The following is a 22,770-nucleotide window of genomic DNA, read 5'->3' as shown; positions in this document are numbered from 1 at the left end:
CTCACCTGAGGAAGGCGGCGGCGACGCCCGCGTCCACCGGGACGTGCAGGCCCGTGGTGTGGGTCAGGTCGGACCCGGCGAGCGCGAAGACCGCGGCGGCCACGTGCTCGGGCAGGACCTCGCGCTTGAGCAGGGTGCGCCCGGCGTAGAACTCGCCCAGGCGCTCCTCCTCCACGCCGTACACCGCCGCGCGGTTGGCGCCCCAGCCGGAGGCGAAGATGCCCGAGCCGCGCACCACGCCGTCGGGGTTGACGCCGTTGACGCGGACGCCGTGCTCGCCCAGCTCGGCGGCCAGCAGGCGGACCTGGTGGGCCTGGTCGGCCTTGGCCGCGCCGTAGGCGACGTTGTTCGGCCCGGCGAAGACGGCGTTCTTGGAGGAGATGTAGACGATGTCCCCGCCCATCGCCTGGTCGATCAGCACCCGGGCGCATTCGCGGGAGACCAGGAACGAGCCCCGTGCCATCACGTCGTGCTGCAGGTCCCAGTCGTCCAGGCTGGTCTCCAGCAGGGAGCGCGACAACGACAGGCCGGCGTTGTTCACCACCAGGTCCACGCCGCCGAAGGCGAGCACGGCGGCCCGTACGGCGGCCACGACCTGCTCCTCGGAGGTGACGTCCGCCTCCACGGCCACCGCGACGTCGGAGGCCCGGTACGCCCCGGCCCCGATCTCGGCGGCGACCTTCCCCGCGGCGGCCTGGTCGCGGTCGGCGAGCACCACGCACGCGCCCTCGGCGGCCAGCCGCCGCGCGGTCGCCGCGCCGATGCCCGAGCCCGCGCCGGTGACCAGCGCCACCCGCCCGGCCAGCGGCTTCGGCTTCGGCATCCGGCGCAGCTTGGCCTCCTCCAGCTCCCAGTACTCGATCCGGAACTTCTCCGACTCCGGGATGGGCGAGTAGGCGGAGACGGACTCGGCGCCGCGCATGACGTTGATCGCGTTGACGTAGAACTCGCCGGCCACGCGGGCGGTCTGCTTGTCCTTGCCGAAGGAGAACATGCCCACGCCGGGCACCAGCACGATCGCCGGGTCCGCGCCGCGCATCGGCGGCGAGTCCGGGGCGGCGTGGCGCTCGTAGTAGGCGGTGTAGTCGGCGCGGTAGGCGGCGTGCAGCTCGCGCAGCCGGGCGACCGCCTGGTCCAGGGGCGCGTCCGGCGGCAGGTCCAGGACCAGCGGGGCGACCTTGGTGCGCAGGAAGTGGTCGGGGCAGGACGTGCCGAGCGCGGCCAGGCGCGGGTGCTCGGCGCGGGAGAGGAAGTCCAGCACCTCCGGGGTGCCGGTGTAGTGGCCGACCTGCCGCGCGTCGGAGGAGGCCAGCCCGCGCACGACCGGGAACAGCGCGGCGGCCCGCGCGTGCCGTTCGTCCTCGGGCAGCGGCTCGTGGATCACCGGCCCGAACGGGTCGGGGCGGCCGTTGGCGGCCAGGTACTCCTCGGCGGTGCGGATGATCTCCAGGGAGCGGGCCTCGCACTCCTGCGAGGTGGCGCCCCAGGCGGTGATGCCGTGGCCGCCGAGCACGCAGCCGATGGCCCGCGGGTTGGCCTCCTTGACGGCGGCGATGTCCAGGCCGAGCTGGAAGCCGGGCCGCCGCCAGGGCACCCACACCACGCGGTCGCCGAAGACCCGCCGGGTCAGCTCCTCGCCGTCGCGGGCGGTGGCCAGGGCGATCCCGGCGTCGGGGTGCAGGTGGTCCACGTGGGCGGCCTCGACCAGGCCGTGCATGGCGGTGTCGATCGAGGGGGCGGCGCCGCCCCTGCCGTGCAGGCAGTAGTCGAAGGCGGCGACCATCTCGTCCTCGCGCTCGACGCCGAGGTAGACGGCGGTGAGCGCGCGCAGGCGGTCCAGGCGCAGGACGGCCAGGCCCGCCTCCTTCAGCGTGCCGAGGTCGCCGCCGGAGCCCTTGACCCAGAGCAGGTCGACGTCCTGGCCGGTGACCGGGTCGGCGGCGCGGCCCTTGGCGGAGGTGTTGCCGCCGGCGAAGTTGGTGTTGCGCGGGTCGGCGCCCAGGCGATGGGAGCGGTCCAGCAGTTCGTTGATGACGTCCATGGTGGTTCAGGCCCCCCAGCCGGCCTGCGTGCCGCCGACGCGCTCGGCAGCGATCTTCTCGAAATATCCGGACTTGGCGTACGCGGCCATCGGGTCGGGCGCGAGGCCCGTCTCCTCGCGCAGCTCGGCCAGCAGCGGCCGCACGTCGGTGTTGTAGGCGTCCATGAGCACGGCGTTCGCGCCCAGCACGTCCCCCGCGGCCTGGGCGGCGGCCAGCGCGTCCCGGTCCACCAGCAGCGCCTTGGCCGTGGCCTCCTGGACGTTCATGACCGAGCGGATCTGGCCGGGGATCTTGGGCTCGATGTTGTGGCACTGGTCGAGCATGAACGCCACGCCCGCCGTCAGGCCGCCTCCGCGCACGACCTCGTACATGATGCGGAAGAGCTGGAACGGGTCGGCCGCGCCCACCATGAGGTCGTCGTCGGCGTAGAAGCGGGAGTTGAAGTCGAAGCCGCCGAGCTTCCCCTCGCGCAGCAGGAACGCCACGATGAACTCGATGTTGACGCCCGGCGCGTGGTGGCCGGTGTCCACGACGACCTGCGCCTTGGGGCCGAGCCTGAGGCAGTGGGCGTAGGCGGTGCCCCAGTCGGGCACGTCGGTGGTGTAGAAGGCGGGCTCGAACAGCTTGTACTCCAGCAGGAAGCGCTGGCCCTCGCCGAGCCTGGCGTACACCGCGGACAGGGCCTCGGCCAGGCGGTCCTGGCGGGCGCGGATGTCGTCCTGGCCGGGGTAGTTGGTGCCGTCGGAGAACCAGAGCTTGAGGGTGTCCGAGCCGGTGGCGTCCATGATGTCCACGCACTCCAGCAGGTGCGCCAGCGCCTTTCGGCGGACCGCCGGGTCGGGGTTGGTGACGCTGCCGAGCATGTAGGCGTCGTCCTGGAAGACGTTGGAGTTGATCGCGCCGATGCCGACGCCGAGCTCGCGGGCGTGGGCGGCCAGGTGGCCGTAGTCGGCCACCTTGTCCCACGGGATGTGCAGGGCGACCGTGGGCGCGACGCCGGTGTGGGCGTGCACTTGGGCGGCGTCGGCCAGTTTCTCGTACGGGTCGCGCGGCACGCCCCGCTGCGCGAACACCTTGAACCGGGTGCCGCTGTTGCCGTACGCCCACGAGGGCGTCTCGATGTGCAGCGCGCGCAGGGCGGCCTTGATGTCAGTGGTCATGACTTCCCGATCAGTCCAGGTGGAACACTTCGTCCAGCGGCCGCATGCCCTCGTCGGGCCGGCCGTCGAGGTCTTCGAAGAAGGGCGCCATCTCGGCCTGCCAGCGGGCGTTGACCTCGGTGGCCTCCATCGCCTTCCTGGCGGCCTCGAAGTCGGCGGTCTCCAGGTAGCCGACCAGCAGGCCGTCGTCGCGCAGGAAGAGCGAGTAGTTGTGCCAGCCGGCGCGGCGCAGCGCGTCGAGCATGTCCGGCCAGACGGCCCGGTGGCGTTCGCGGTACTCCGCCAGCCGCTCGGGACGGACCTTGAGCAGGAAGCAGACGCGTCGCACGGTCACCCCTCTTCAAAACGTTTTAATCTGTCGCGGAGGAAACTACGATCACACGCGGTCGCTGTCAATGCGCGAGCCGGTCAGATCGGCGGCACTGGCCAACATCACTGTTGGTACGTTTTAATGTGGCGCCATGGCCATGGTCAGCATCAAGGACGTCGCCGCCCGCGCCGGCGTCTCCCCCGGGACGGTCTCCAACGTCCTGAACAGACCGGCGAAGGTCGCCCCGGCGACCCGCGAACGGGTGGAGGGCGCGATCCGGGAGCTCGGCTTCGTCCGGCACGGCTCGGCCTCGACCCTGCGCGCCGGCCACAGCAGGACGATCGGCCTGAGCGTCATCGACATCGGCAACCCGTTCTTCACCGAGGTCGCCGCCGGGGTCGAGGACGTCGCCAGCGACCTGGGCTACGCGGTGATCCTCGGCAACTCGGCCGGCTCCCCGGACAAGGAGGAGCGCAACCTGGGCGTGCTGGCCGAGCAGCGGGTGCGCGGCGTGCTGATCACCCCGTCCGGGGAGGACCCGGCCCGGCTGGACCGGCTGCGCGAGCGCGGCATCAGCGTCGTGCTCGTCGACCATCCCGCCCACCGGCCCGACCAGTGCGCGGTCGCGGTGGACGACGTCGCGGGCGGCCGGGCCGCGGTCCGGCACCTGCTGGCCAGGGCCGGGAACGGCGTCGCGTACGTGACCGGGCCGCTGACCATCCGGCAGTGCGCCGAGCGGCGGCGGGGCGCGGCGGAGGCGCTGGCCGCGGCCGGGCTCGACCCGGGCTCGCTGCGGGTGGCCGAGGCGGCCGCGATGACCGCCCGCGCGGGCGAGCAGGCCGCCGCCGACCTGATGGCGGACGGCCTGCCCGAGGCCGTGTTCTGCGCCAACGACCTGCTCGCGCTGGGCGTGCTGCGGGCCCTGCTGCGCGCCGGGGTGCGGGTGCCCGACGACGTGGCGCTGATGGGCTACGACGACATCGACTTCGCCGCCGCCTCGGCCGTGTCGCTCAGCTCGATGCGGCAGCCGACGTACCAGCTCGGGCGCATCGCCACCGAGCTGCTGCTGGACGAGTGCGACAACCCGGCCGAGCACGCCCACCAGCACATCATGTTCCAGCCCGAACTGGTCGCGAGGGAGTCCACCCAATGAGCCGATTCGCCGCCGTGGACCTGGGCGCCTCCAGCGGAAGGGTGCTGGTCGCCGACCTGTCGGACGGGCTCGCCACGTCCGTGGTCCACCGCTTCCCCAACGGCCCGGTCCGCCTGGCCGGCCGCCTCCACTGGGACGTCCTCGGTCTCTACCGGGAGATCCTGGCCGGGCTGCGCACGGCCGGGCCGGTCGCCTCGATCGGGGTCGACTCCTGGGCCGTCGACTACGGCCTGCTCGACGAGACCGGCGCGCTGCTCGGCAACCCGGTCCACTACCGCGACGACCGCACGCGCGGGGTGGCCGGGCAGGTGGCCGAGCTGGTCGGCGCGCAGACGCTGTACGAGGTGTCCGGGCTGCAGGTGCTCCCGTTCAACACGATCTACCAGCTCCTGGCCGACCGGCTCGACGGGGCCGCGACGATGCTGCTCGTCCCCGACCTGATCGGCTACTGGCTGACCGGCGAGATCGGCGCCGAGGTGACCAACGCCTCGACCACCGGCCTGCTCGACGTGCGCACCCGGTCCTGGGCGGTGCCGCTGATCGACCGGCTGGGGCTGCCCGAGGGCATCTTCCCCCGGCTGCGGCAGCCGGGCGAGCCGATCGGCGGGGTCCGCCGCGACGTCGCGGCGGAGATCGGCTTCTCCGCGCCGGTGCGGGCGGTGGCCTCGCACGACACCGCCTCGGCCGTGGCCGCCGTGCCGGCCGCCGGGCCCGCCTTCGCCTACGTCTCGTGCGGCACCTGGTCGCTGGCCGGGGTGGAGCTGCCCGCCCCCGTGCTCACCGAGGCGGGCCGGGCGGCCAACTTCACCAACGAGGCCGGGATCGACGGCACCGTCCGCTACCTGCGCAACGTCATGGGGCTGTGGCTGTTGCAGGAGTGCCTGCGGGCCTGGCCCGGCTCCTCGCTGGAGGACCTGCTGGCGGCGGCCGCGCGCGAACGTCCGTTCGCCGCCGTGGTGGACCCGGACCTGCCGGTGTTCCTGCCGCCGGGCGACATGCCCGCGCGGATCGCCGCCGAGTGCCGCCGCACCGGGCAGCGTCCGCCCTCGACGCCGGCGGGCTTCGTGCGCTGCGTGCTGGAGAGCCTGGCGCTCGGGCACCGAAACGCGATCCGGCAGGCGATGGAGCTGTCCGGCCGCGAGGTGGAGGTCGTGCACCTGGTGGGCGGCGGGTCGCGCAACGAGCTGCTGTGCCGGTTCACCGCCGACGCCTGCGGGCTGCCGGTGGTGGCCGGGCCGGCCGAGGCGACCGCGCTCGGCAACGTCCTGGTGCAGGCGCGCACGGCCGGGCTGGTCGCCGACCTGGCCGGGATGCGCGCGCTGGTGGCCGCCACGCACGAGTTGCGCCGGTACGAGCCCTCCGGCGACGCCGCCGCCTGGGACGAGGCCGCCGCCCGCCTGGCCTGACGCCAACTGTCGCCTTTGACCTGGGAGTTCAGGTTTCCTCCTGCCTGCGAAGGGGAGGACCGGACCGGGGGGCACGGGCGCCGGGGGGAACGATGCCGAGCAAGGAGCGGGTGCTGCGGCTGCTGTCGCAGGGGCTGGACTACGCCGAGATCGCCAGGTTGCTGGGCGTGCCCGCGGGGCGCGCGTACCTGATCGCGACGGGCGTGCCGGCCGACGGGAGCGACGCGGTGGCACGCCGGCGGGGCCGGCCCGGCCTGCTGGCCGGCCGCACCCAGCACCTGGTCAACCCGCGCGAGGTCGGGCCGGTCGAGCGCGGCGACGTGCGTGCCTGGATGCGCGAGCGGGCCTGGAGCGACCGGCGCATGCGCCAGACGGGGGCGTGAGCGGCATGGGGTTCTCCTGGCCGCTGCTGCGCCAGCTCACCGGCAAGGACAGGCTCGGCCGGGCGGCCGCGGTGAAGTCGCCGCGCACGGGCGCGCACCCGGCCCGGACGGCCGCCGCCGACCGCGTGGTCAAGTCGGTGTGCCCGTACTGCGCGGTGGGCTGCGCCCAGAACGTCTACGTCCGCGATGAGAAGGTCGTGCACATCGAGGGCGACCCCGACTCCCCGATCAGCCGGGGACGGCTGTGCCCGAAGGGCGCCTCCAGCCTCCAGCTCACCACCGGCTCCGGACGGCTGCGCAAGGTCCTGTACCGCCCGCCGTACGCCGCCGACTGGCAGGAGCTCGACCTGGAGACCGCCATGGACATGGTGGCCGACCGGATCATCGCCACCCGCCGGGCGACCTGGGAGTGGGAGAACAAGGGCCGCCGGGTGGCCCGCACGATGGGCATCGCCAGCCTGGGCGGCGCGACGCTGGACAACGAGGAGAACTACCTCATCAAGAAGCTGCTCACCGCGCTCGGCGTGGTGCAGATCGAGAACCAGGCGCGGGTGTGCCACAGCTCGACCGTGGTGGGGCTCGGCACGTCGTTCGGGCGCGGCGGGGCCACGACGTTCCTGCAGGACCTGCAGCACTCCGACTGCGTGCTGATCCAGGGGTCGAACTTCGCCGAGGCGCATCCGGTCGGGTTCCAGTGGGTGATGGAGGCCAAGGCCCGCGGCGCGGTGGTCATCCACGTGGATCCGCGGTTCACCCGTACCAGCGCGCTGGCCGACCTGCACGTGCCGATCAGGGCGGGCTCGGACGTCGCCTTCCTCGGCGCGATTGTCAACCACGTGCTGGAGAACGAGCTGTTCTTCCGCGACTACGTCCTGCACTACACCAACGCGGCGACCATCCTGCGCGAGGACTACCGCGACGCCGAGGACCTCGACGGCCTGTTCTCCGGCTTCGACGCCGAGAACCGCTGCTACGAGGACGACACCTGGCAGTACGAGGGCATGCACACCGTCGCGGCCTCCGGCGAGCGGGACGAGGACTACGACCGCCCGGCGGGCAGCATCCCGGCCGGCCGCGCCGAGGTGCAGGGCGGCACCGGCGTCCCGCTGGGCGGCGAGCCGCGGCGGGACGAGACGCTGCGGCACCCGCGCTGCGTGCTGCAGGTGCTGCGCCGCCACTTCGCCCGCTACACGCCGGAGATGGTCCAGCAGGTGTGCGGGGTCCCGCCGGAGCTGTTCGCCCAGGTCTGCCGCCACCTGACGGAGAACTCCGGGCCCGAGCGGACCGCCGAGTTCGTCTACGCGGTGGGCTGGACGCAGCACAGCGACGGCGCCCAGTTCATCCGCACCGCCAGCATCCTGCAGCTCCTGCTCGGCAACATCGGCCGCCCCGGCGGCGGCATCCAGGCGCTGCGCGGGCACGCCAGCATCCAGGGCTCCAGCGACATCCCGACGCTGTTCAACCTGCTGCCCGGCTACATCCCGATGCCGCACGCCCACGAGCACGAGAAGATGCGCGACTTCCTGCGCGCCGACGCCTCCTGCCGCGGCTTCTGGGCGAACATGCCCGCCTACCTGGTGAGCCTGCTCAAGGCGTGGTGGGGGCCGGCGGCCACGCCCGACAACGACTTCCACTTCGACTACCTGCCGCGCCTGACCGGCTCGCACAGCACGTACGACACGGTGCTCGCGCAGCTCGACGGCATCTGCAAGGGCTACCTGCTGCTCGGCGAGAACCCGGCCGTGGGCTCGGCCAACTCCCGGATGCAACGCCTGGGCATGGCCGAGCTCGACTGGCTGGTGGTGCGCGACCTCAACCTGATCGAGAGCGCCACCTGGTGGAAGGACGGCCCCGAGATCGAGACGGGCGAGCTGGCCACGTCCGGGATCGGCACCGAGGTGTTCTTCTTCCCCGCCGCGGCCCACACCGAGAAGAGCGGCAGCTTCACCAACACCAACCGCTGGCTGCAGTGGCACCACCGGGCCGTCGAGCCGGCCGGCGACGCCCGCAGCGACCTGTGGTTCATGTACCACCTCGGGCGGATCATCCGGCAGAAGCTGGCCGGTTCCGCCGACCCGATGGACCGGCCCCTGCTCGACCTCACCTGGGACTACCCGGTCGAGGGCGAGAGGGCCGAGCCGGTCGCCGAGGCGGTGCTCGCCGAGATCAACGGCTGGGACGCAGAAGGCCGGCCGCTCGACGCCTACACCCAGCTCAAGGACGACGGCTCGACGGTGTGCGGCTGCTGGATCTACTGCGGCGTGTACGCCGGCGGCGTCAACCGGGCCGCCCGCCGCAGACCGGCCGCCGAGCAGGACTGGGTGGCCGCCGAATGGGCGTGGGCGTGGCCGGCCAACCGGCGGGTGCTCTACAACCGGGCCTCGGCCGCGCCGGACGGCCGTCCGTGGAGCGAGCGCAAGAAGCTCGTCTGGTGGGACGAGGGCGCCGGCCGCTGGACCGGCCTGGACGTGCCGGACTTCGAGGAGGGCAAACCGCCGTCCTACCGGCCAGAGCCGGGGGCGCAGGGGCCGGCGGCGTTGTCGGGCATCGACCCGTTCATCATGCAGTCCGACGGCAAGGGCTGGCTGTTCGCCCCCTCGGGCGTGGTGGACGGCCCGCTGCCCAGCCACTACGAGCCCCAGGACTCGCCGGTCGCCAACCCGCTGTACGGGCGGCAGCGCAACCCGGCCCGCAAGCTCTACCGGCACGAGGACAACCGGTACCAGCCGAGCGGGGCCGAGCCGGGCGCGTCGGTCTACCCGTACGTGGTGACCACGTACCGGCTGACCGAGCACTTCACGGCGGGGGGCATGAGCCGGCACACGCCGTACCTGGCCGAGCTGCAGCCGGAGATGTTCTGCGAGGTCTCGCCCGAGCTGGCCGCCGAGCGCGGGCTCGTGCACGGCGAGTGGGCCACGATCGTCACCGCGCGCAGCGCCGTCGAGGCCCGCGTGCTGGTCACCGACCGGATGGCGCCGCTGCACCTGGACGGCAAGGTGCTGCACCAGATCGGGCTGCCCTTCCACTTCGGCCCCAACGGCCTGGCCACCGGCGACGCGGCTAACGAGCTGTCGGCCATCTCGCTCGACCCCAACTCCCACATCCAGGAGGTCAAGGCCCTGTCGGCGGACATCCGCCCCGGGCGCAGGCCGCGCGGCCCGGCCCTGCCGGAGCTGGTGCTGGCCTACCGGCGGCGGGCGGGCGTGACCGAGGACACCGGAACGGAGGTGTGAGCCGTGGCCTTCGACCTCGACCGGGCGCCGCTGGACGCCGGCTACGACGACCCGCCCAGGCGCATGGGCTTCTTCACCGACACCAGCGTCTGCATCGGCTGCAAGGCGTGCGAGGTGGCCTGCAAGGAGTGGAACGAGGTGCCGGAGGACGGGCTGCTGTTCACCGGCATGTCCTACGACAACTCCGTCGGGCTCGGCGCCGACACCTGGCGGCACGTGGCGTTCGTCGAGCAGCGCAAGCCGCTGGGCCATCAGGAGACCGGCGCCCGCGACCTGGACTTCCGCTGGCTGATGGCCTCCGACGTGTGCAAGCACTGCACGCACGCGGCCTGCCTCGACGTCTGCCCGACCGGCTCGCTGTTCCGCACCGAGTACGGCACGGTCGTCGTCCAGGAGGACGTCTGCAACGGCTGCGGCTACTGCGTGCCCGCCTGCCCGTTCGGGGTGATCGGCCGGCGCGCGGAGAGCGGCACGGCCGCCAAGTGCACGATGTGCTACGACCGGCTGGAGGTGGGCCAGGAGCCGGCCTGCGCCAAGACGTGCCCGACCGACTCCATCCAGTTCGGCGAGCTGGACGAGCTGCGCGAGCGCGCCGGCCGCCGTCTGGAGCAGGTGCGCGCGGCGGGCGTGTCCTCCGCCCGCCTGTACGGCCACGACCCGGACGACGGCGTGGGCGGCACTGGCGCCTTCTTCCTGCTGCTGGACGAGCCCCAGGTGTACGGCCTGCCGCCGGACCCCGTGGTGACCACCGCGGACCTGCCGTCGATGTGGCGGCACGCCGGCGCGGCGGCGCTGGTCCTGCTGGCCGGGATGGCCGCCGCGGCGGCCTGGAGGAGGGTCCGATGAGCAACCAGACCGACGTGCGCCTGGACGACGCGCCCGGCCTGCGCACCGAGCGCGAGGCCACGCCCGGCTCGGCGGGCCGCGGCAGCCGCTCCCTGCGGCCGCCCGAGCCGCAGGCGGACTCCTACTACGGCCTGCCGGTCCTGAACAGCACGCCCTGGAGCGACCACGACATCGCCGGTTACCTGTTCCTCGGCGGCCTGGCCGGCGCCTCCTCCACGCTGGCCGCCGCCGCCGAGCTGACCGGACGCCCGGCGCTGGCGCGCGCCGCCAAGGTGGCCGCCCTGGGCGCGGTCGGCGGCTCGCTGTACGCCCTGATCCACGACCTGGGCAAGCCGTCGCGCTTCCTGAACATGTTGCGGGTGTTCAAGGTGACCTCGCCGATGAGCGTCGGCACCTGGATCCTGACCGCGTACGGGCCGCAGGCCGGGCTGGCCGCGCTCACCGGGGTGACCGGGCGCTTCCCCCGGCTGGGCCGGGCGGCCACGGTGGGGGCCGGGCTGACCGGCCCGGCGCTGGCCACCTACACCGCCGCGCTGATCTGCGACACCGCCGTCCCGGCCTGGCACGACGGGTTCAGGGAGATGCCGTTCCTGTTCGCGGGCTCGGCCGCCGCGTCGGCGGGCGGGCTCGGCATGCTGGCCGCGCCGGTCGCGCAGGCGGCCCCGGCCCGGCGGGCGGCGGTGATGGGGGCGGCCCTGGAGTGCGCGGCGGCCGTCCGCATGGAGCGCCGCATGGGCCTGACCGCCGAGCCGCTGCGGCGCAGCCGCCTGCTCAGGGCGGGCCAGGCGCTGTCGGTCGCGGGCGCCCTGCTCGGCCAGGGCCTGGGCGCTCGCAGCAGGGTCGCGGCGGTCGCCGCGGGGGCGGCCCTGCTGGCCGGGTCGGTGTGCACCCGGTTCGGGATCTTCCACGCCGGGACGGCCTCGGCGTGCGACCCCCGGTACACCGTCGAGCCGCAACGCCGGCGGCTCGCCAAGTCGAGGGCGGAGCGTGATCTGTCATGAGAAGAGTCGCCGAGTACCTGCCGTTCATGGGCATCGTGCTGGTCGTCTGCACGGCGTCCTGGATCGCGGGCAGGAGCAGGCCGGCCAGGCGGGCCTGACCCCGTCCGGGGATCGGTCGGTGGGGCTTACGCCGTCAGTGGCGGCGCGGGGCATACGATCGGCAGATGACCGAAAAGACCGAAACCGCGCCTGGATGGCTGGCACCCGAAGAGCTCGAGTCGGTGCGCGGCCAGTTGCCGATCCTCTACATCGACGCCGTGCCGGTACGCGTCGACGAGACCGGCGTGGTGACCCGCGTGGGCCTGCTGCTGCGCATCGCGGCGGACGGCACGGTCAGCCGGGCGCTGGTCTCGGGGCGGGTGCTGCACCACGAGCGCATCCGCGACGCGCTGCTGCGCCACCTGGAGAAGGACCTGGGGCCGGTGGCCCTTCCGCGCATCCCCGTCTCGCCGCAGCCCTTCACCGTCGCGGAGTACTTCCCGACGCCGGGCGTCACGCCGTACCACGACCCGCGCCAGCACGCGGTGTCGCTGGCCTACATCGTGCCCGTGGCCGGTGACTGCCGGCCCCGGCAGGACGCCCTGGACCTGGTCTGGTTCACCCCGGAGGAGGCGTCCTCGCCGGCGGTGCAGCAGGAGATGACCGGCGGCCAGGGAGTGCTGCTGAAGCAGGCGCTGGCCCACGTGGGCCGGCTGGTCTAGCGCCGCGCCGGCCGGTCACGTCTGCCGGCCGGCCGGCGCGTACACCAGTTCCAGGACGCCCGACGGGAAGGCCGTGCTCTTCACCAGGCGCAGGTTCACCGCCTGGTCCAGCTCGGGGAACAGCGGCGCGCCCCGGCCGGTGACGGCGGGCAGCACCCACAGCCGGTACTCGTCGACCACGCCGAGCCTGATCAGCGAGTGCATGAACGCGGTGCCGCCGGCGGCGACGAGGTCCTTGCCGGGCTCGGCCTTGAGCCTGGCGATCTCCTCGGCGGTGTCGCCGGCGGCGATCCGGGTCTCGGGCCAGTCGTCGGCCGACTTCAGGGTGCGGGAGAACACGACCTTGGGGATCTCGTTCATCGGCCGGGCGGAGGGGTGGTCGGAGCCGGGCCAGTACCCGGCCATGATCTCGTAGGTGTTGCGGCCCATGAGGAAGGCGCCGGCCTCCCACAGCCGGCTGACGAAGTACTCCTCCTGCTCGGGGTCGTCGATGCTCATCATGACGTCCCGGATCCCGTTGTCACCGTCGGCGCTCTTGCCGTCGAGCGAGACGTAGAAACCCAAGATCAGCTTCCGCATGCGATGCCTCCGTGTGCTTGTTCCCGCGCCCGGGAGGATCCCGGCGCGGGCCCGCGGGCCGGTGCGGCCCGCTCACACACTCAGACCGCCGGTCCCCTCGGAACTCATCGCGCACGCGGCGGCCGTCGTTCCCGGCGTTCGCCTCAGGGGCGTTCCGCGCCCCTTCGCACCCAGTGGTAAAGCGGGTCGCCGGGGCAGTCGGTGTCGTAGCCGTCCCGGTGGCCCTTGACCTCGTCCCCGGCGTCGCCGTGCTCGCGCAGGTACTCGATGGCGTCGACGAGGGCGTTGAGCAGGTCGTCGTTCGGTTCGGTGAACCCGGTGTTGCCGAGCAGGGCGAGCACGGCGTAGTGGCCGGAGTTGAGCCCCGGGCCGTTGGCGGCGGGCAGGACGTGCGGGCCCCGGCCCATGAAGGTGCGCCGGTGCGGGCAGCACACCATGTTGTAGCCGAGGTCGATGTAGGTCTCGCCGCGCCCGCCGGACATGTGCATGCGCTGGATGTCCCTGACCAGGTCGACGCACTTGTCGTGGTTGTCGGCCTCCGGCAGGTCGGAGGGCACCTTCCCGCCGGTGTAGTGGATCTTGACGCCTCTGGTGGAGGCCAGCCGGGTGTAGCTGGTGGTGGGCTTCTTGGCGTGCCAGTCGGCACGGGTGATCAGCTGCATGTGGTGTCTCTCCTGGTAGACGGTGCCTCGCCACCAGAATGTCAACTTAAAGTAGTTGTGTCATCACTTTTTGTCACTAGATTCACGTGCCGCCAAAGAAAGACTTCCATGCTGGTCAGGCCGCCCCCGCCCCGGTTCACCCCCGCTTGTGCACCGTGCGGTCGTGGACGACCGCGTACGTGTTGCGCAGGGCCGCCATCGACTCGTCGTAGCTGGCCGCGGCCACGCCGGTGAACAGGCAGTCGACGACCATGAGCTGGGCGATGCGGCTGCCGAGCGCGCCGGAGCGGAACTGGGTCTCGCGGGCGGCCGTCGTCAGCGTCACGTCGGCGGTGGCGGCCAGCGGCGAGTCGCGGAAGTTCGTGATCGCCACCGTGGCCGCGCCCGACCGGCGGGCGATGGCCAGGAACTCGACGGTGTCCACGGTCGCGCCGGTGTGCGAGACGGCGACGGCCACGCAGCCGGCGTCGAGCGTGGCCGCCGACGTCCAGGCCGAGTGGGCGTCGTGCCAGTTGATCGCGGTACGCCCGATGCGCGACAGCTTCTGCTGCAGGTCGAGGCCGACCAGCGCGCTCGCGCCCACGCCGAAGGTGTCGATCCGGCGCGCGGCCAGCAGCAGGGCGACCGCCCGGCCCAGCGCCTGCATGTCGAGGGAGCGGGCCGTGTCGGCGATGGACAGCGTCTCGTTGGTGGCGACCTTGGAGACGATGCCCTCCAGGCTGTCGTGGCGGTCGATGTCGCCCGACACCTCCGGCAGGCTCGACGTGGTCAGCTCCTCCCGTGCGGCGGCCCTGGTCAGGTCGATCCGGAAGTCCTTGAAGTGGGCGTATCCCATGCGCTGATAGAAGCGCACGACCGAGGTCGTCGAGGTGGCGCAGCGGGCGGCCAGCTCGGCGATGGACAGGTTCGCGGCGGCGGCCGGGTCGCCGGTGAACGTCTCGGCGATGCGCCGTTCCGACGGCCGTAATGCGGGCATGGCCGCACGGATGCGGATCAGCAGGCTTCCGTCGTCCTCGACCATTCGTCATCCATCCGTGTTGAGGAAATTTAGTACACTAGTGGTAGGGTCTGCGTAATTTTATGACCTACTGCCCCTGAGGAGACCACATGCCCCGTGGCGCGCTCTCCGCGATCGGCGCCGCCGCAGTGCTGTCCATCGCCCTGACCTCCTGTTCATCATCTTCCGGGCCCGCGACCAGCACCGGCGCCACGGGCAAGTCCGGCGGCGCCCTGGTCGTCGGCGTGACCTCCGACCCCGACACGCTCTTCCCCTGGAAGGCCACCCAGTTCACGGCCGTGAACGTGTTGCAGAACATCTACGGCACCCTCACCGAGTTCGACAAGGACCTGAACGTCGTGCCGGGCCTGGCCGAGTCGTGGCAGGCCGCCGAGGACGGCAGGAAGCTGACCCTCACCCTGCGCAAGGGCGTGACCTTCGGCGACGGCAGCGCCTTCGACTCCAAGGACGTCAAGGCGTCCCTGGAGAAGATCATGGACGAGAAGACGGCGGCCGTGGCGCGGGCGTCGCTGGCGTCGGTGAAGTCCGTCGAGGCCCCTGACGAGAGCACGGTGGTGCTGGAGCTGACCGGCCCCGACGCCGCGCTCCCGGCGAACCTGGCCACCGTCAACATGGCGATGCTCTCCTCCGACGACACCGAGGAGAAGCTCAACGCCACCCCCAACGGCACCGGCCCGTTCACGCTGGGCAAGCGCGTCCCGAGCCAGTCGCTGACGCTGGCCAGGAACGACAAGTACTGGGGCGCCGAGAAGCCGAAGGTGGGCAGCGTCGAGTTCCGGGTGATCCCGGACGAGTCGTCCATCGTCTCGGCCATGCAGTCGGGCAACGTGCAGCTCGCGGTCTTCAACGACCCGCTGGTCGCCCAGACCGCGCAGGGCGGCGGCACGATCACCGTCACCAAGACGCCGCAGCTCAGCTACCACGCCCTCCAGCTCAACGCGCAGCGCGGCGACCTCAAGGACGTCAACGTGCGCCTGGCGATCCAGTGCGCGATCGACCGCAAGCAGGTGCTCGACACCGCCGCGCTCGGCGAGGGCGAGGTGACCGGGCCGATCACCGCCCCGGCCTTCAAGTCCGACCCGGCCAAGCGTCCCTGCCCGGCCCGCGACCTGGCCAAGGCCGCCGAGTACCTCGGCAAGGCGGGCAAGTCCGGCGGCGTGACGGTCAAGGCCATCGTCTCCCAGGGCGAGTACGCCACCTCCGTGAACGAGGCCCAGAACCTCAAGGCGCAGCTCGCCGAGGCCAAGATCACTCTGGACCTGGAGGTGCTGGAGTCCGGCGCGTTCGTGGACCGTTGGGTGGCGGCCGACTTCGACGCCGCCGTCGCGCTCAACGGCGGGCGCCCGGACCCCGACGGCTCCTACGGCCGCTACTTCACCAGCAAGGGCAACCTGAACAAGGTCGCCGGGTACAGCTCGCCGGAGCTGGACAAGCTGTTCGCCGAGGGCAAGGCCACGACCGACCCGGCCGCGCGCAAGGCGATCTACGAGAAGGTCTCGGCCGAGCTGGAGGCCAACGCGCCCTGGATCTGGCTGTTCACCAGCTACACCTACACCGGCACCACCTCCAACGTGTCCGGGTTCGTCCCGATGGTCAGCGGGTCGCTGCAGTACCTGCGCACGACGTCCGTCGCCTGATGCGCCGGATCCTCGCCAACCGGGCCGTCCGGCGCGTGGCCTCGACGATCGGCACCCTGTTCGGGGTGGCCGTGTTCGTCTTCGTCATGCTCCGGGCGATCCCCGGCGACCAGATCACCGCGGGGCTCGGCACGGAGGCGGCGGCCCTCACCCCGGCGCAGCGCGTGGCCCTGGAGCAGTACTACGGGCTGGACCAGTCGCCGGTCACGCAGTTCTTCTCCTGGCTGGGCAACATGCTCACCGGCAACTTCGGCTACTCGGCCCGCTCGCAGCAGGGCGTGCTGGAGATGACGCTGCACTCGCTGCCGGTGACGTTCGAGCTGGCGGTGTTCTCGATCGTGCTGGCGCTGCTGCTGGGCGTGCCGCTCGGCATGCTGTCGGCGTCCAGGACGAACTCGCCGCGGGACGCCTTCGGCCAGGTCGTGAGCCTGGCCGGGCTGTCGGTCCCGGCGTTCCTGCTGGCCACGACGCTGCTGTCGATCTTCGCGGCGTCGTTCGGCTTCAACCCCAACGGCCAGGGCTTCGCCACGCTCACGCAGGACCCGCTGCTCAACCTGCAGCAGATGTTCCTGCCCGCGCTCGTGCTCGGCTTCGGCATCGCCGCGCCGATCCTGCGCACCACCCGTACGGCGGTGCTGGAGGTGCGCTCGGAGGACTTCGTGCGCACCGCCCGCGCCAAGGGCGTCCCGCCGCGCCGCCTTCAGGTCAGGCACGTGCTGGGCAACGCGCTGGTGCCGATCGTGACGATGACCGGGCTGCAGTTCGGCTACCTGCTCGGCGGCGCGGTCGTGGTCGAGCAGATCTTCTCCGTGCCCGGCGTCGGCCGGCAGGTGCTGCTCGGCATCCAGCAGAAGGAGTACGCGGTCGTGCAGAGCACGGTCCTGGTCATCGCGCTGGCGTTCGTGCTGGTCAACCTGCTGACCGACGGGCTGTACCGGATCATCGACCCGCGGGTGAGGGCGTCGTGACCGCGCTGCGCAGGAGCCCCGCCATGCTGGCGGGCACGGTCGTGCTGCTGGTGCTGGCCGTGGTGGCGGCGCTGTCGTACGCCGGGCTGCTCCCCTACGACCCGATCGCCCAGAACCCGCCCGAGCGGTTCCTGTCGCCGTCCGGGACGCACCTGTTCGGCACCGACCAGTTCGGCCGGGACGTCTTCTCCCGGGTGGCGGCCGGGGTCGGCAACTCGGCGCTCATCGCGGTGGTCGCGGTGGCCTTCGCCACCGTGGTCGGCACGCTGGGCGGCCTGGTGTCCGGTTTCTACCGCGGCTTCGCCGACGGCGCCATCGGCGGCGTGACGAACGTGCTGTTCGCGTTCCCGCCGCTGCTGCTCGCGCTCTCGCTGGCCTCGGTGCTGGACCGCAACTGGTTCACGGTCGCCGTCGCCATCGCGATCGTGTACGTCCCCATCTTCATCCGTGTCACGCGCGGCCCCGTGCTCTCCCTCCGGGAGATCGAGTACGTCAAGGCCGCGGTCTCCACCGGCCAGAGCCGCTGGCAGATCATGCTCAGGCACGTGCTGCCCAACATCACCTCGATCATCGTCATCCAGGTGGCGCTGTCGTTGTCGTGGGCGGTGCTGACCGAGGCGTCGCTGAGCTTCCTCGGCCTGGGCACGCCGCCGCCCGCCCCCTCGCTGGGCTCGATGATCTTCGAGGCGCGCAGCCTGGTGTTCGTCGCCCCCTGGACGCTCATCGCGCCGGGCGCGGTCGTCGTGCTGCTGGTGGTGGGCCTGAACCTGCTCGGCGACGGCCTGCGTGACACTCTCGACCCCAGAACCCGAGGCAAGCGGTGAACCTCTCAGAACTGACCACGGAATCGGCCGACCCGCGCTTCGCGGGCATCGACACCATGAGCGTGGCCGAGCTCGCCGCGACCATGAACGCGGCCGACGCCACCGTCCCCGCCGCGGTCGCCGCGGCGCTGCCGCAGATCACCCCGGCCATCGAGGCCGCCGCCGAGCTGGTACGGGCCGGCGGCCGGCTGGTCTACGTGGGCGCGGGCACGCCGGGCCGGCTCGGCGTCCTGGACGCCTCCGAATGCCCGCCCACCTTCAGCACCCCGCCCGAGCAGGTCTTCGCCGTCATCGCCGGCGGCGAGCGGGCGATCGTGCACCCGTGCGAGGGCGCCGAGGACGACGCGGACTCCGGCGCGGCGGCCATCGACGCGGCCGGCATCGGGCCGCTGGACACGGTGGTGGGCATCGCCTCCAGCGGGCGGACGCCGTACGTGCTGGGCGCGGTGCGGCGGGCCCGCGAGCGCGGCGCGCTGACGGCCGGCCTGTCCTGCAACCCGGGCACCCCGCTCAGCGCCGAGGCCGAGCACGCGATCGAGGTGCTGGTCGGGCCCGAGGTGGTCAGCGGCTCGACCCGGCTGAAGGCGGGCACGGCGCAGAAGCTCGTGCTCAACATGTTCTCGACCATCGTCATGGTCCGGCTCGGCAAGACGTACGGGAACCTGATGGTCGACGTCAAGGCCAGCAACGGCAAGCTACGCGAACGGGCGATCAGGATCGTGCGGACGATCGCCGGTGTGGACCGCGAGGAGGCGGAACGAGTGCTCGACCAGCACGGTTTCAACGTCAAGCAGGCGGTGCTCGGCGCCCGGCTCGGGCTCGGGCCGCGGGAGGCGGCGGCGCTGCTGGACCGCAGCGAGGGACGGCTGCGCGCGGCGCTGGGAGAGCCGGCATGAAGATCCTCGGCATGATCTCCGGCACCTCGCACGACGGCATCGACGTGGCCCTGGTCGACTTCGGCCTCGACGGCGACGTGCTGACCGGCCGCGTGCTGCACACCGCGAGCACCCCGTACCCGGACGAACTGCGCGCCCGGCTGGTGGCCGCGCTGCCGCCCGCGCCCGTCACGCTGGCCGAGGTGTGCGTGCTGGACACGCTCATCGGCCAGTGCTTCGCCGAGGCCGCCGCGGCGGCGGCCGATCAGGCCGGTCCGGCCGACCTGATCGTCTCCCACGGCCAGACGGTCTTCCACTGGGTGGAGGGCGCGCACGCGCGCGGCACCCTGCAGATCGGCCAGCCCGCCTGGATCGCCGAGCGCACCGGCGCGCCCGTGCTGTCGGACGTGCGCATCCGCGACATCACCGCGGGCGGGCACGGCGCCCCGCTGGTCTCCGTGCTCGACGACCTGCTGCTCGGCGGCCTGCTGTCGGACGGGCGCGCGGGCGGCACGGGAGGCACGGGAGGCACGGGCGGCACCGGCGGCGCGGCGGCGCTGAACCTGGGCGGCATCTCCAACATGACCGTCGTGCGCGACGGCGGCCTGAGCGCCTACGACATCGGCCCGGCCAACGCCCTCGTCGACGCCGTGGTGGCCGGCCGCGGCCTGAACCCGCGCGGCTACGACGAGGACGGCCGGATCGCCGCCTCCGGCCACGTGGACGAGCGCCTGCTCGACGTGCTGCTCGACGAGCCGTACTACCGGCTGGCCGCGCCGAAGAGCACCGGCAAGGAGCTGTTCCACCTGGCCTACGTCGAGGCGGCGATCGCCAGGGCGGGCCGCGAGCCGTCCGGCCCGGACCTGGTGGCGACGCTGACCGAGCTGACGGTCCGCACGGTGGCGGCCGACGTCGCCGCGGCGGGCGTGGACGTGCTGGTCGTCTCCGGCGGCGGCTGCCGCAACCCGGTCATCATGGACGGCCTGCGCGCCGCCCTGCCCGGCGTGCGGGTGTCGCTGTCCGACGAGCTCGGCGCCCCGGCCGACGACAAGGAGGCCATCGCCTTCGCGCTCATCGGCTGGCTGACCGCCCACGGCCTGCCGGGCACCGTCCCCGGCGGCACGGGCGCGAAGGCCGCCCGGGTGCTCGGCACGCTGACGCCGGGCGCGGGCCCGCTCGTCCTGCCCGCCCCGCTGTCCACGCCGCCGCGCTCGCTGGTGCTGCGCCGATGACCCCGGCCCCCGCCGCGCCGCCCGGCCCAGAGCCCACGAGCCCAGGGCCGGAGAACCCCGCGCCGACGAGCCCAGGGCCGGCGAGCCCCGAGCCCGGCCCGCCCGCGGGCCTGGTACGGGCGGCCCGCACGCCGTGGTTCGACCTGACCGAGTGCACCGGCCACCGCACCGTGCGCCGGACGGACGGCGGCGCGCTCGCCGGCGAGGCCCCCATGACCCTCGGCACGTACCACGACCTGGCCTCGGTCACCAAGGTCGTCGCCACCACGACGGCCCTCGTCCGCCTGGTCTCCGACCGCCTGGTGGACCTGGACGGGCGGGCGGCCGCGTACCTGCCGGAGGGCTGCCCCGAGCAGGTCAGCGTGCGGGACCTGCTGCTGCACCGGGCCGGGCTGTGGGAGTGGTGGCCGATGTACCTCGACCCGCGGATGCCCGCTCCGCGCTATGCGCCCGGCCGCGAACGGCACTACTCCGACCTGGGCTTCATCCTGCTCGGCCGGCTGGTCGAGACGGTCACCGGCACGTCGCTGGACCGGGCGGTGGCCGAGCTGGTCACCGGCCCGCTCGGGCTGGCCGACACCACGTACGCGCGCCCGGCGGGGTCCGAGGCGGCCATGAGCGCCCTGGACGACCGGGTCGAGAGGCGCATGCTCGACACCTCCGAGCCGTACCCGGTGCCCTTCCGCGGCGCGGACTTCGCCGGCTGGCGGCACGAGCCCGTGCTCGGCCAGGTCGCCGACGGCAACGCCTACCACGCCTTCGGCGGCGTGTCGGGCCATGCCGGGCTGTTCTCCACCGTCCCGGACCTGCTGCGGTACGCGAGCGCGCTGTCCCGCTACGAGGAGCACGACCGGCTGTGGCGGCCCGAGGTCGCCCGCGAGTTCTTCACCCCCGGCCCCGACCCGGGTCAGGCGCTCGGCTTCCGCACCTACCGGCTCGACCTGCGGGAGGAGACCGTCACCGTGCTCGGCCACCCCGGCTACGTCGGGTGCGCCGTCGGGTTCGTCCCCGGCCGGGACGTCGCGATCGCGCTGGCGAGCAACCGCCTGCTGACCCCGGCCGCGCCGACGCCCACCGACGCCCTCTGGACCGGCCTGCTGCAGGCCATCACCCACCGATCGAGGACCGCATGACCCCGCTCCTGGAGATCCGCGACCTCTCCGTCGCCTTCCGCACCCGCAAGCAGGACGTCACCGTCGTCAGGAACGTCTCGATGGAGATCCTGCCGGGACAGACCGTGGCCGTCGTCGGCGAGTCGGGTTCGGGCAAGTCCACCACGGCCGCCGCGGTCAACCGGCTGCTGCCCGCGGGCGGCCGCATCACGACCGGCCAGGTGCTGTTCGACGGCCGCGACCTGGCCGGGGTGAGCGAGCGCGAGATGACCGCCGTCCGGGGCGCGGGCATCGGCCTGGTGCCCCAGGACCCGATGTCCAACCTGAACCCGCTCATGCGCATCGGCGACCAGATCGCCGAGGCCCTGGAGGTGCACGGCCTGGCCGCGGGCAGGGCGGCGCGCGGGCGCGTGACGGAGCTGCTGGAGATGGTCGGCATCCCCGAGCCGGAGCGGCGGGCCGGGCAGTACCCGCACGAGTTCTCCGGCGGCATGCGGCAGCGGGCGCTCATCGCCATGGGCCTGGCCTGCCGGCCCAAGCTGCTCATCGCCGACGAGCCGACCTCGGCCCTGGACGTGACCGTGCAGCGGCGCATCCTCGACCAGCTCGGGCAGCTCACCGCCGAGATGGGCACGGCCGTCTTCCTCATCACGCACGACCTGGCGCTGGCCGCCGAGCGGGCCGACGTGGTGGCGGTCATGTACCGGGGCGAGATCGTGGAGACCGGCCCGGCGGCCGAGCTGCTGGCCGACCCGCGGCACGAGTACACCCGGCGGCTGCTGAAGGCCGTGCCGAGCCTGTCGTCGGTGCGGGTGGCCGAGCCCGGCCCCGAGGAGAGCTCCCAGGCAGGCGCCGGGGACCTGGTCGTGGTGGAGGACCTGCGCAAGGTGTTCCCGCTGCGGGGCGGCGCCGGGGAGTTCACGGCGGTGGACGGGGTCTCCTTCACGATCCCGCGCGGACGTACCGTCTCGATCGTGGGCGAGTCGGGCTCGGGCAAGTCGACCACCGCCAACCTGCTGCTCGGCCTGGACGGCATCACCTCCGGCCGGATCCTGTTCGACGGCACCGACCTGACCTCGCTCGGCCGCCGGGAGCTGTTCGCCTTCCGCCGCCGGGTCCAGCCGGTCTTCCAGAACCCGTACGCCTCGCTCGACCCCCGCTACACGGTCGAGAAGTCGATCGCCGAGCCGCTGCGCGTGCACCGCGTGGGCACCCCGGCCGAGCGCGCGCGGATCGTCGCCGAGCTGCTGGAGAAGGTGTCGCTGCCGGCCTCGGTGGCCGGGCGGCTGCCGCACGAGCTGTCCGGCGGCCAGCGGCAGCGGGTGGCCATCGCGCGGGCGCTGGCGCTCTCGCCCGAGCTGGTCGTGCTCGACGAGGCCGTCTCCGCGCTGGACGTGCTGGTCCAGGCCCAGATCCTGGAGCTGCTCGCCGAGCTGCAGCGCGACCTCGGGCTCAGTTACCTGTTCATCAGCCACGATCTGGCCGTCGTCCGGATGATCTCGCACCGGGTGCACGTGATGCAGGCGGGCCGGATCGTGGAGAGTGGCACGGCGGCCGAGATCTTCGGCTCGCCGCGGGCCGACTACACCCGCGAGCTGCTCGCCGCCATCCCCGGACGGGCCGCCTGA

Annotated in this window: 20 protein-coding genes; 14 read left to right on the top strand and 6 right to left on the bottom strand. The window is 73.0% G+C overall.

Features of this window, described 5'->3' with window-relative positions:
* Position 1: 1 nt before the first annotated feature.
* The 3 genes from ACIBST_RS26580 to ACIBST_RS26570 are packed head-to-tail and all read right to left on the bottom strand — an operon-like array spanning position 2 to position 3,530.
* On the bottom strand, positions 2-2,041 hold the full coding sequence (locus tag ACIBST_RS26580; RefSeq protein ID WP_397175424.1) for a bifunctional aldolase/short-chain dehydrogenase: 2,040 nt from the start codon (positions 2,039-2,041) through the stop codon (positions 2-4).
* Between the two features lie 6 nt (positions 2,042-2,047).
* Positions 2,048-3,202 (bottom strand): L-rhamnose isomerase, encoded by a 1,155-nt coding sequence (gene rhaI, locus ACIBST_RS26575; protein ID WP_397175422.1) that lies wholly within the window; start codon positions 3,200-3,202, stop codon positions 2,048-2,050.
* 10 nt (positions 3,203-3,212) lie between these two features.
* Complete coding sequence (locus ACIBST_RS26570) at positions 3,213-3,530, bottom strand: L-rhamnose mutarotase (RefSeq protein WP_364340807.1); 318 nt, start codon at positions 3,528-3,530, stop codon at positions 3,213-3,215.
* Between the two features lie 133 nt (positions 3,531-3,663).
* Between ACIBST_RS26570 and ACIBST_RS26565 the strand changes: the two genes are divergently transcribed.
* The 7 genes from ACIBST_RS26565 to ACIBST_RS26535 all read left to right on the top strand — a co-directional run bounded on the left by ACIBST_RS26565 (position 3,664) and on the right by ACIBST_RS26535 (position 12,235).
* Positions 3,664-4,665 carry a LacI family DNA-binding transcriptional regulator gene (locus ACIBST_RS26565; RefSeq protein ID WP_397175420.1) on the top strand — a complete coding sequence of 334 codons (1,002 nt, stop codon included), beginning with the start codon at positions 3,664-3,666 and terminating at the stop codon, positions 4,663-4,665.
* Positions 4,662-6,071, top strand: a complete 1,410-nt coding sequence (locus ACIBST_RS26560; protein ID WP_397175418.1) for a rhamnulokinase family protein — start codon at positions 4,662-4,664, stop codon at positions 6,069-6,071. Before ACIBST_RS26565 ends, ACIBST_RS26560 begins: the two co-directional genes overlap by 4 nt.
* Before the next feature lie 92 nt (positions 6,072-6,163).
* On the top strand, positions 6,164-6,454 hold the full coding sequence (locus ACIBST_RS26555; protein WP_352364948.1) for a hypothetical protein: 291 nt from the start codon (positions 6,164-6,166) through the stop codon (positions 6,452-6,454).
* Positions 6,455-6,459: 5 nt separating this feature from the next.
* On the top strand, positions 6,460-9,687 hold the full coding sequence (gene fdh, locus ACIBST_RS26550; protein ID WP_397175474.1) for a formate dehydrogenase: 3,228 nt from the start codon (positions 6,460-6,462) through the stop codon (positions 9,685-9,687).
* 63 nt (positions 9,688-9,750) lie between these two features.
* Positions 9,751-10,533 carry a 4Fe-4S dicluster domain-containing protein gene (locus ACIBST_RS26545; RefSeq protein WP_397175472.1) on the top strand — a complete coding sequence of 261 codons (783 nt, stop codon included), beginning with the start codon at positions 9,751-9,753 and terminating at the stop codon, positions 10,531-10,533.
* Complete coding sequence (gene nrfD / locus ACIBST_RS26540) at positions 10,530-11,534, top strand: NrfD/PsrC family molybdoenzyme membrane anchor subunit (protein WP_397175416.1); 1,005 nt, start codon at positions 10,530-10,532, stop codon at positions 11,532-11,534. The genes ACIBST_RS26545 and nrfD overlap by 4 nt, the downstream gene beginning before the upstream one ends.
* 164 nt (positions 11,535-11,698) lie before the next feature.
* The gene (locus ACIBST_RS26535; RefSeq protein ID WP_352324412.1) at positions 11,699-12,235 is read left to right on the top strand and encodes an NUDIX hydrolase family protein; all 537 of its coding nucleotides are present in this window, start codon (positions 11,699-11,701) and stop codon (positions 12,233-12,235) included.
* A gap of 15 nt (positions 12,236-12,250) precedes the next feature.
* Here ACIBST_RS26535 and ACIBST_RS26530 read toward each other — a convergent pair whose 3' ends face one another.
* The 3 genes from ACIBST_RS26530 to ACIBST_RS26520 all read right to left on the bottom strand — a co-directional run bounded on the left by ACIBST_RS26530 (position 12,251) and on the right by ACIBST_RS26520 (position 14,497).
* Positions 12,251-12,814 carry a dihydrofolate reductase family protein gene (locus ACIBST_RS26530; RefSeq protein ID WP_397175414.1) on the bottom strand — a complete coding sequence of 188 codons (564 nt, stop codon included), beginning with the start codon at positions 12,812-12,814 and terminating at the stop codon, positions 12,251-12,253.
* Positions 12,815-12,957: 143 nt separating this feature from the next.
* Positions 12,958-13,476: a peptidoglycan recognition family protein gene (locus ACIBST_RS26525; RefSeq protein ID WP_397175412.1), complete on the bottom strand. Its 519-nt coding sequence runs from the start codon at positions 13,474-13,476 to the stop codon at positions 12,958-12,960.
* Positions 13,477-13,612: 136 nt separating this feature from the next.
* Entirely contained in the window at positions 13,613-14,497 is an 885-nt protein-coding gene (locus ACIBST_RS26520) for a MurR/RpiR family transcriptional regulator (RefSeq protein ID WP_397175411.1), read from the bottom strand.
* A gap of 86 nt (positions 14,498-14,583) precedes the next feature.
* Here ACIBST_RS26520 and ACIBST_RS26515 point away from each other — a divergent pair, with 86 nt between their 5' ends.
* The 7 genes from ACIBST_RS26515 to ACIBST_RS26485 are packed head-to-tail and all read left to right on the top strand — an operon-like array spanning position 14,584 to position 22,770.
* Entirely contained in the window at positions 14,584-16,131 is a 1,548-nt protein-coding gene (locus tag ACIBST_RS26515; protein ID WP_397175409.1) for an ABC transporter substrate-binding protein, read from the top strand.
* Positions 16,131-17,099: an ABC transporter permease gene (locus ACIBST_RS26510; protein WP_397175407.1), complete on the top strand. Its 969-nt coding sequence runs from the start codon at positions 16,131-16,133 to the stop codon at positions 17,097-17,099. Before ACIBST_RS26515 ends, ACIBST_RS26510 begins: the two co-directional genes overlap by 1 nt.
* Entirely contained in the window at positions 17,096-17,923 is an 828-nt protein-coding gene (locus tag ACIBST_RS26505) for an ABC transporter permease (RefSeq protein WP_397175405.1), read from the top strand. The genes ACIBST_RS26510 and ACIBST_RS26505 overlap by 4 nt, the downstream gene beginning before the upstream one ends.
* A complete protein-coding gene (gene murQ, locus ACIBST_RS26500) occupies positions 17,920-18,819 on the top strand; it encodes an N-acetylmuramic acid 6-phosphate etherase (protein WP_397175403.1) in 900 nt (299 codons plus the stop codon). Before ACIBST_RS26505 ends, murQ begins: the two co-directional genes overlap by 4 nt.
* Positions 18,816-20,030, top strand: coding sequence for an anhydro-N-acetylmuramic acid kinase (locus tag ACIBST_RS26495; RefSeq protein WP_397175401.1), 1,215 nt, complete (start codon positions 18,816-18,818; stop codon positions 20,028-20,030). Before murQ ends, ACIBST_RS26495 begins: the two co-directional genes overlap by 4 nt.
* Complete coding sequence (locus ACIBST_RS26490; protein WP_397175399.1) at positions 20,027-21,163, top strand: serine hydrolase domain-containing protein; 1,137 nt, start codon at positions 20,027-20,029, stop codon at positions 21,161-21,163. Before ACIBST_RS26495 ends, ACIBST_RS26490 begins: the two co-directional genes overlap by 4 nt.
* Positions 21,160-22,770: an ABC transporter ATP-binding protein gene (locus ACIBST_RS26485; RefSeq protein ID WP_397175398.1), complete on the top strand. Its 1,611-nt coding sequence runs from the start codon at positions 21,160-21,162 to the stop codon at positions 22,768-22,770. Before ACIBST_RS26490 ends, ACIBST_RS26485 begins: the two co-directional genes overlap by 4 nt.

It is taken from the genome of Nonomuraea sp. NPDC049684, assembly GCF_044465345.1.
GTDB lineage: Bacteria > Actinomycetota > Actinomycetes > Streptosporangiales > Streptosporangiaceae > Nonomuraea.
The sequence above is the reverse complement of the archived record's forward strand: the minus strand, read 5'-3'. Positions and strand labels throughout refer to the sequence as shown.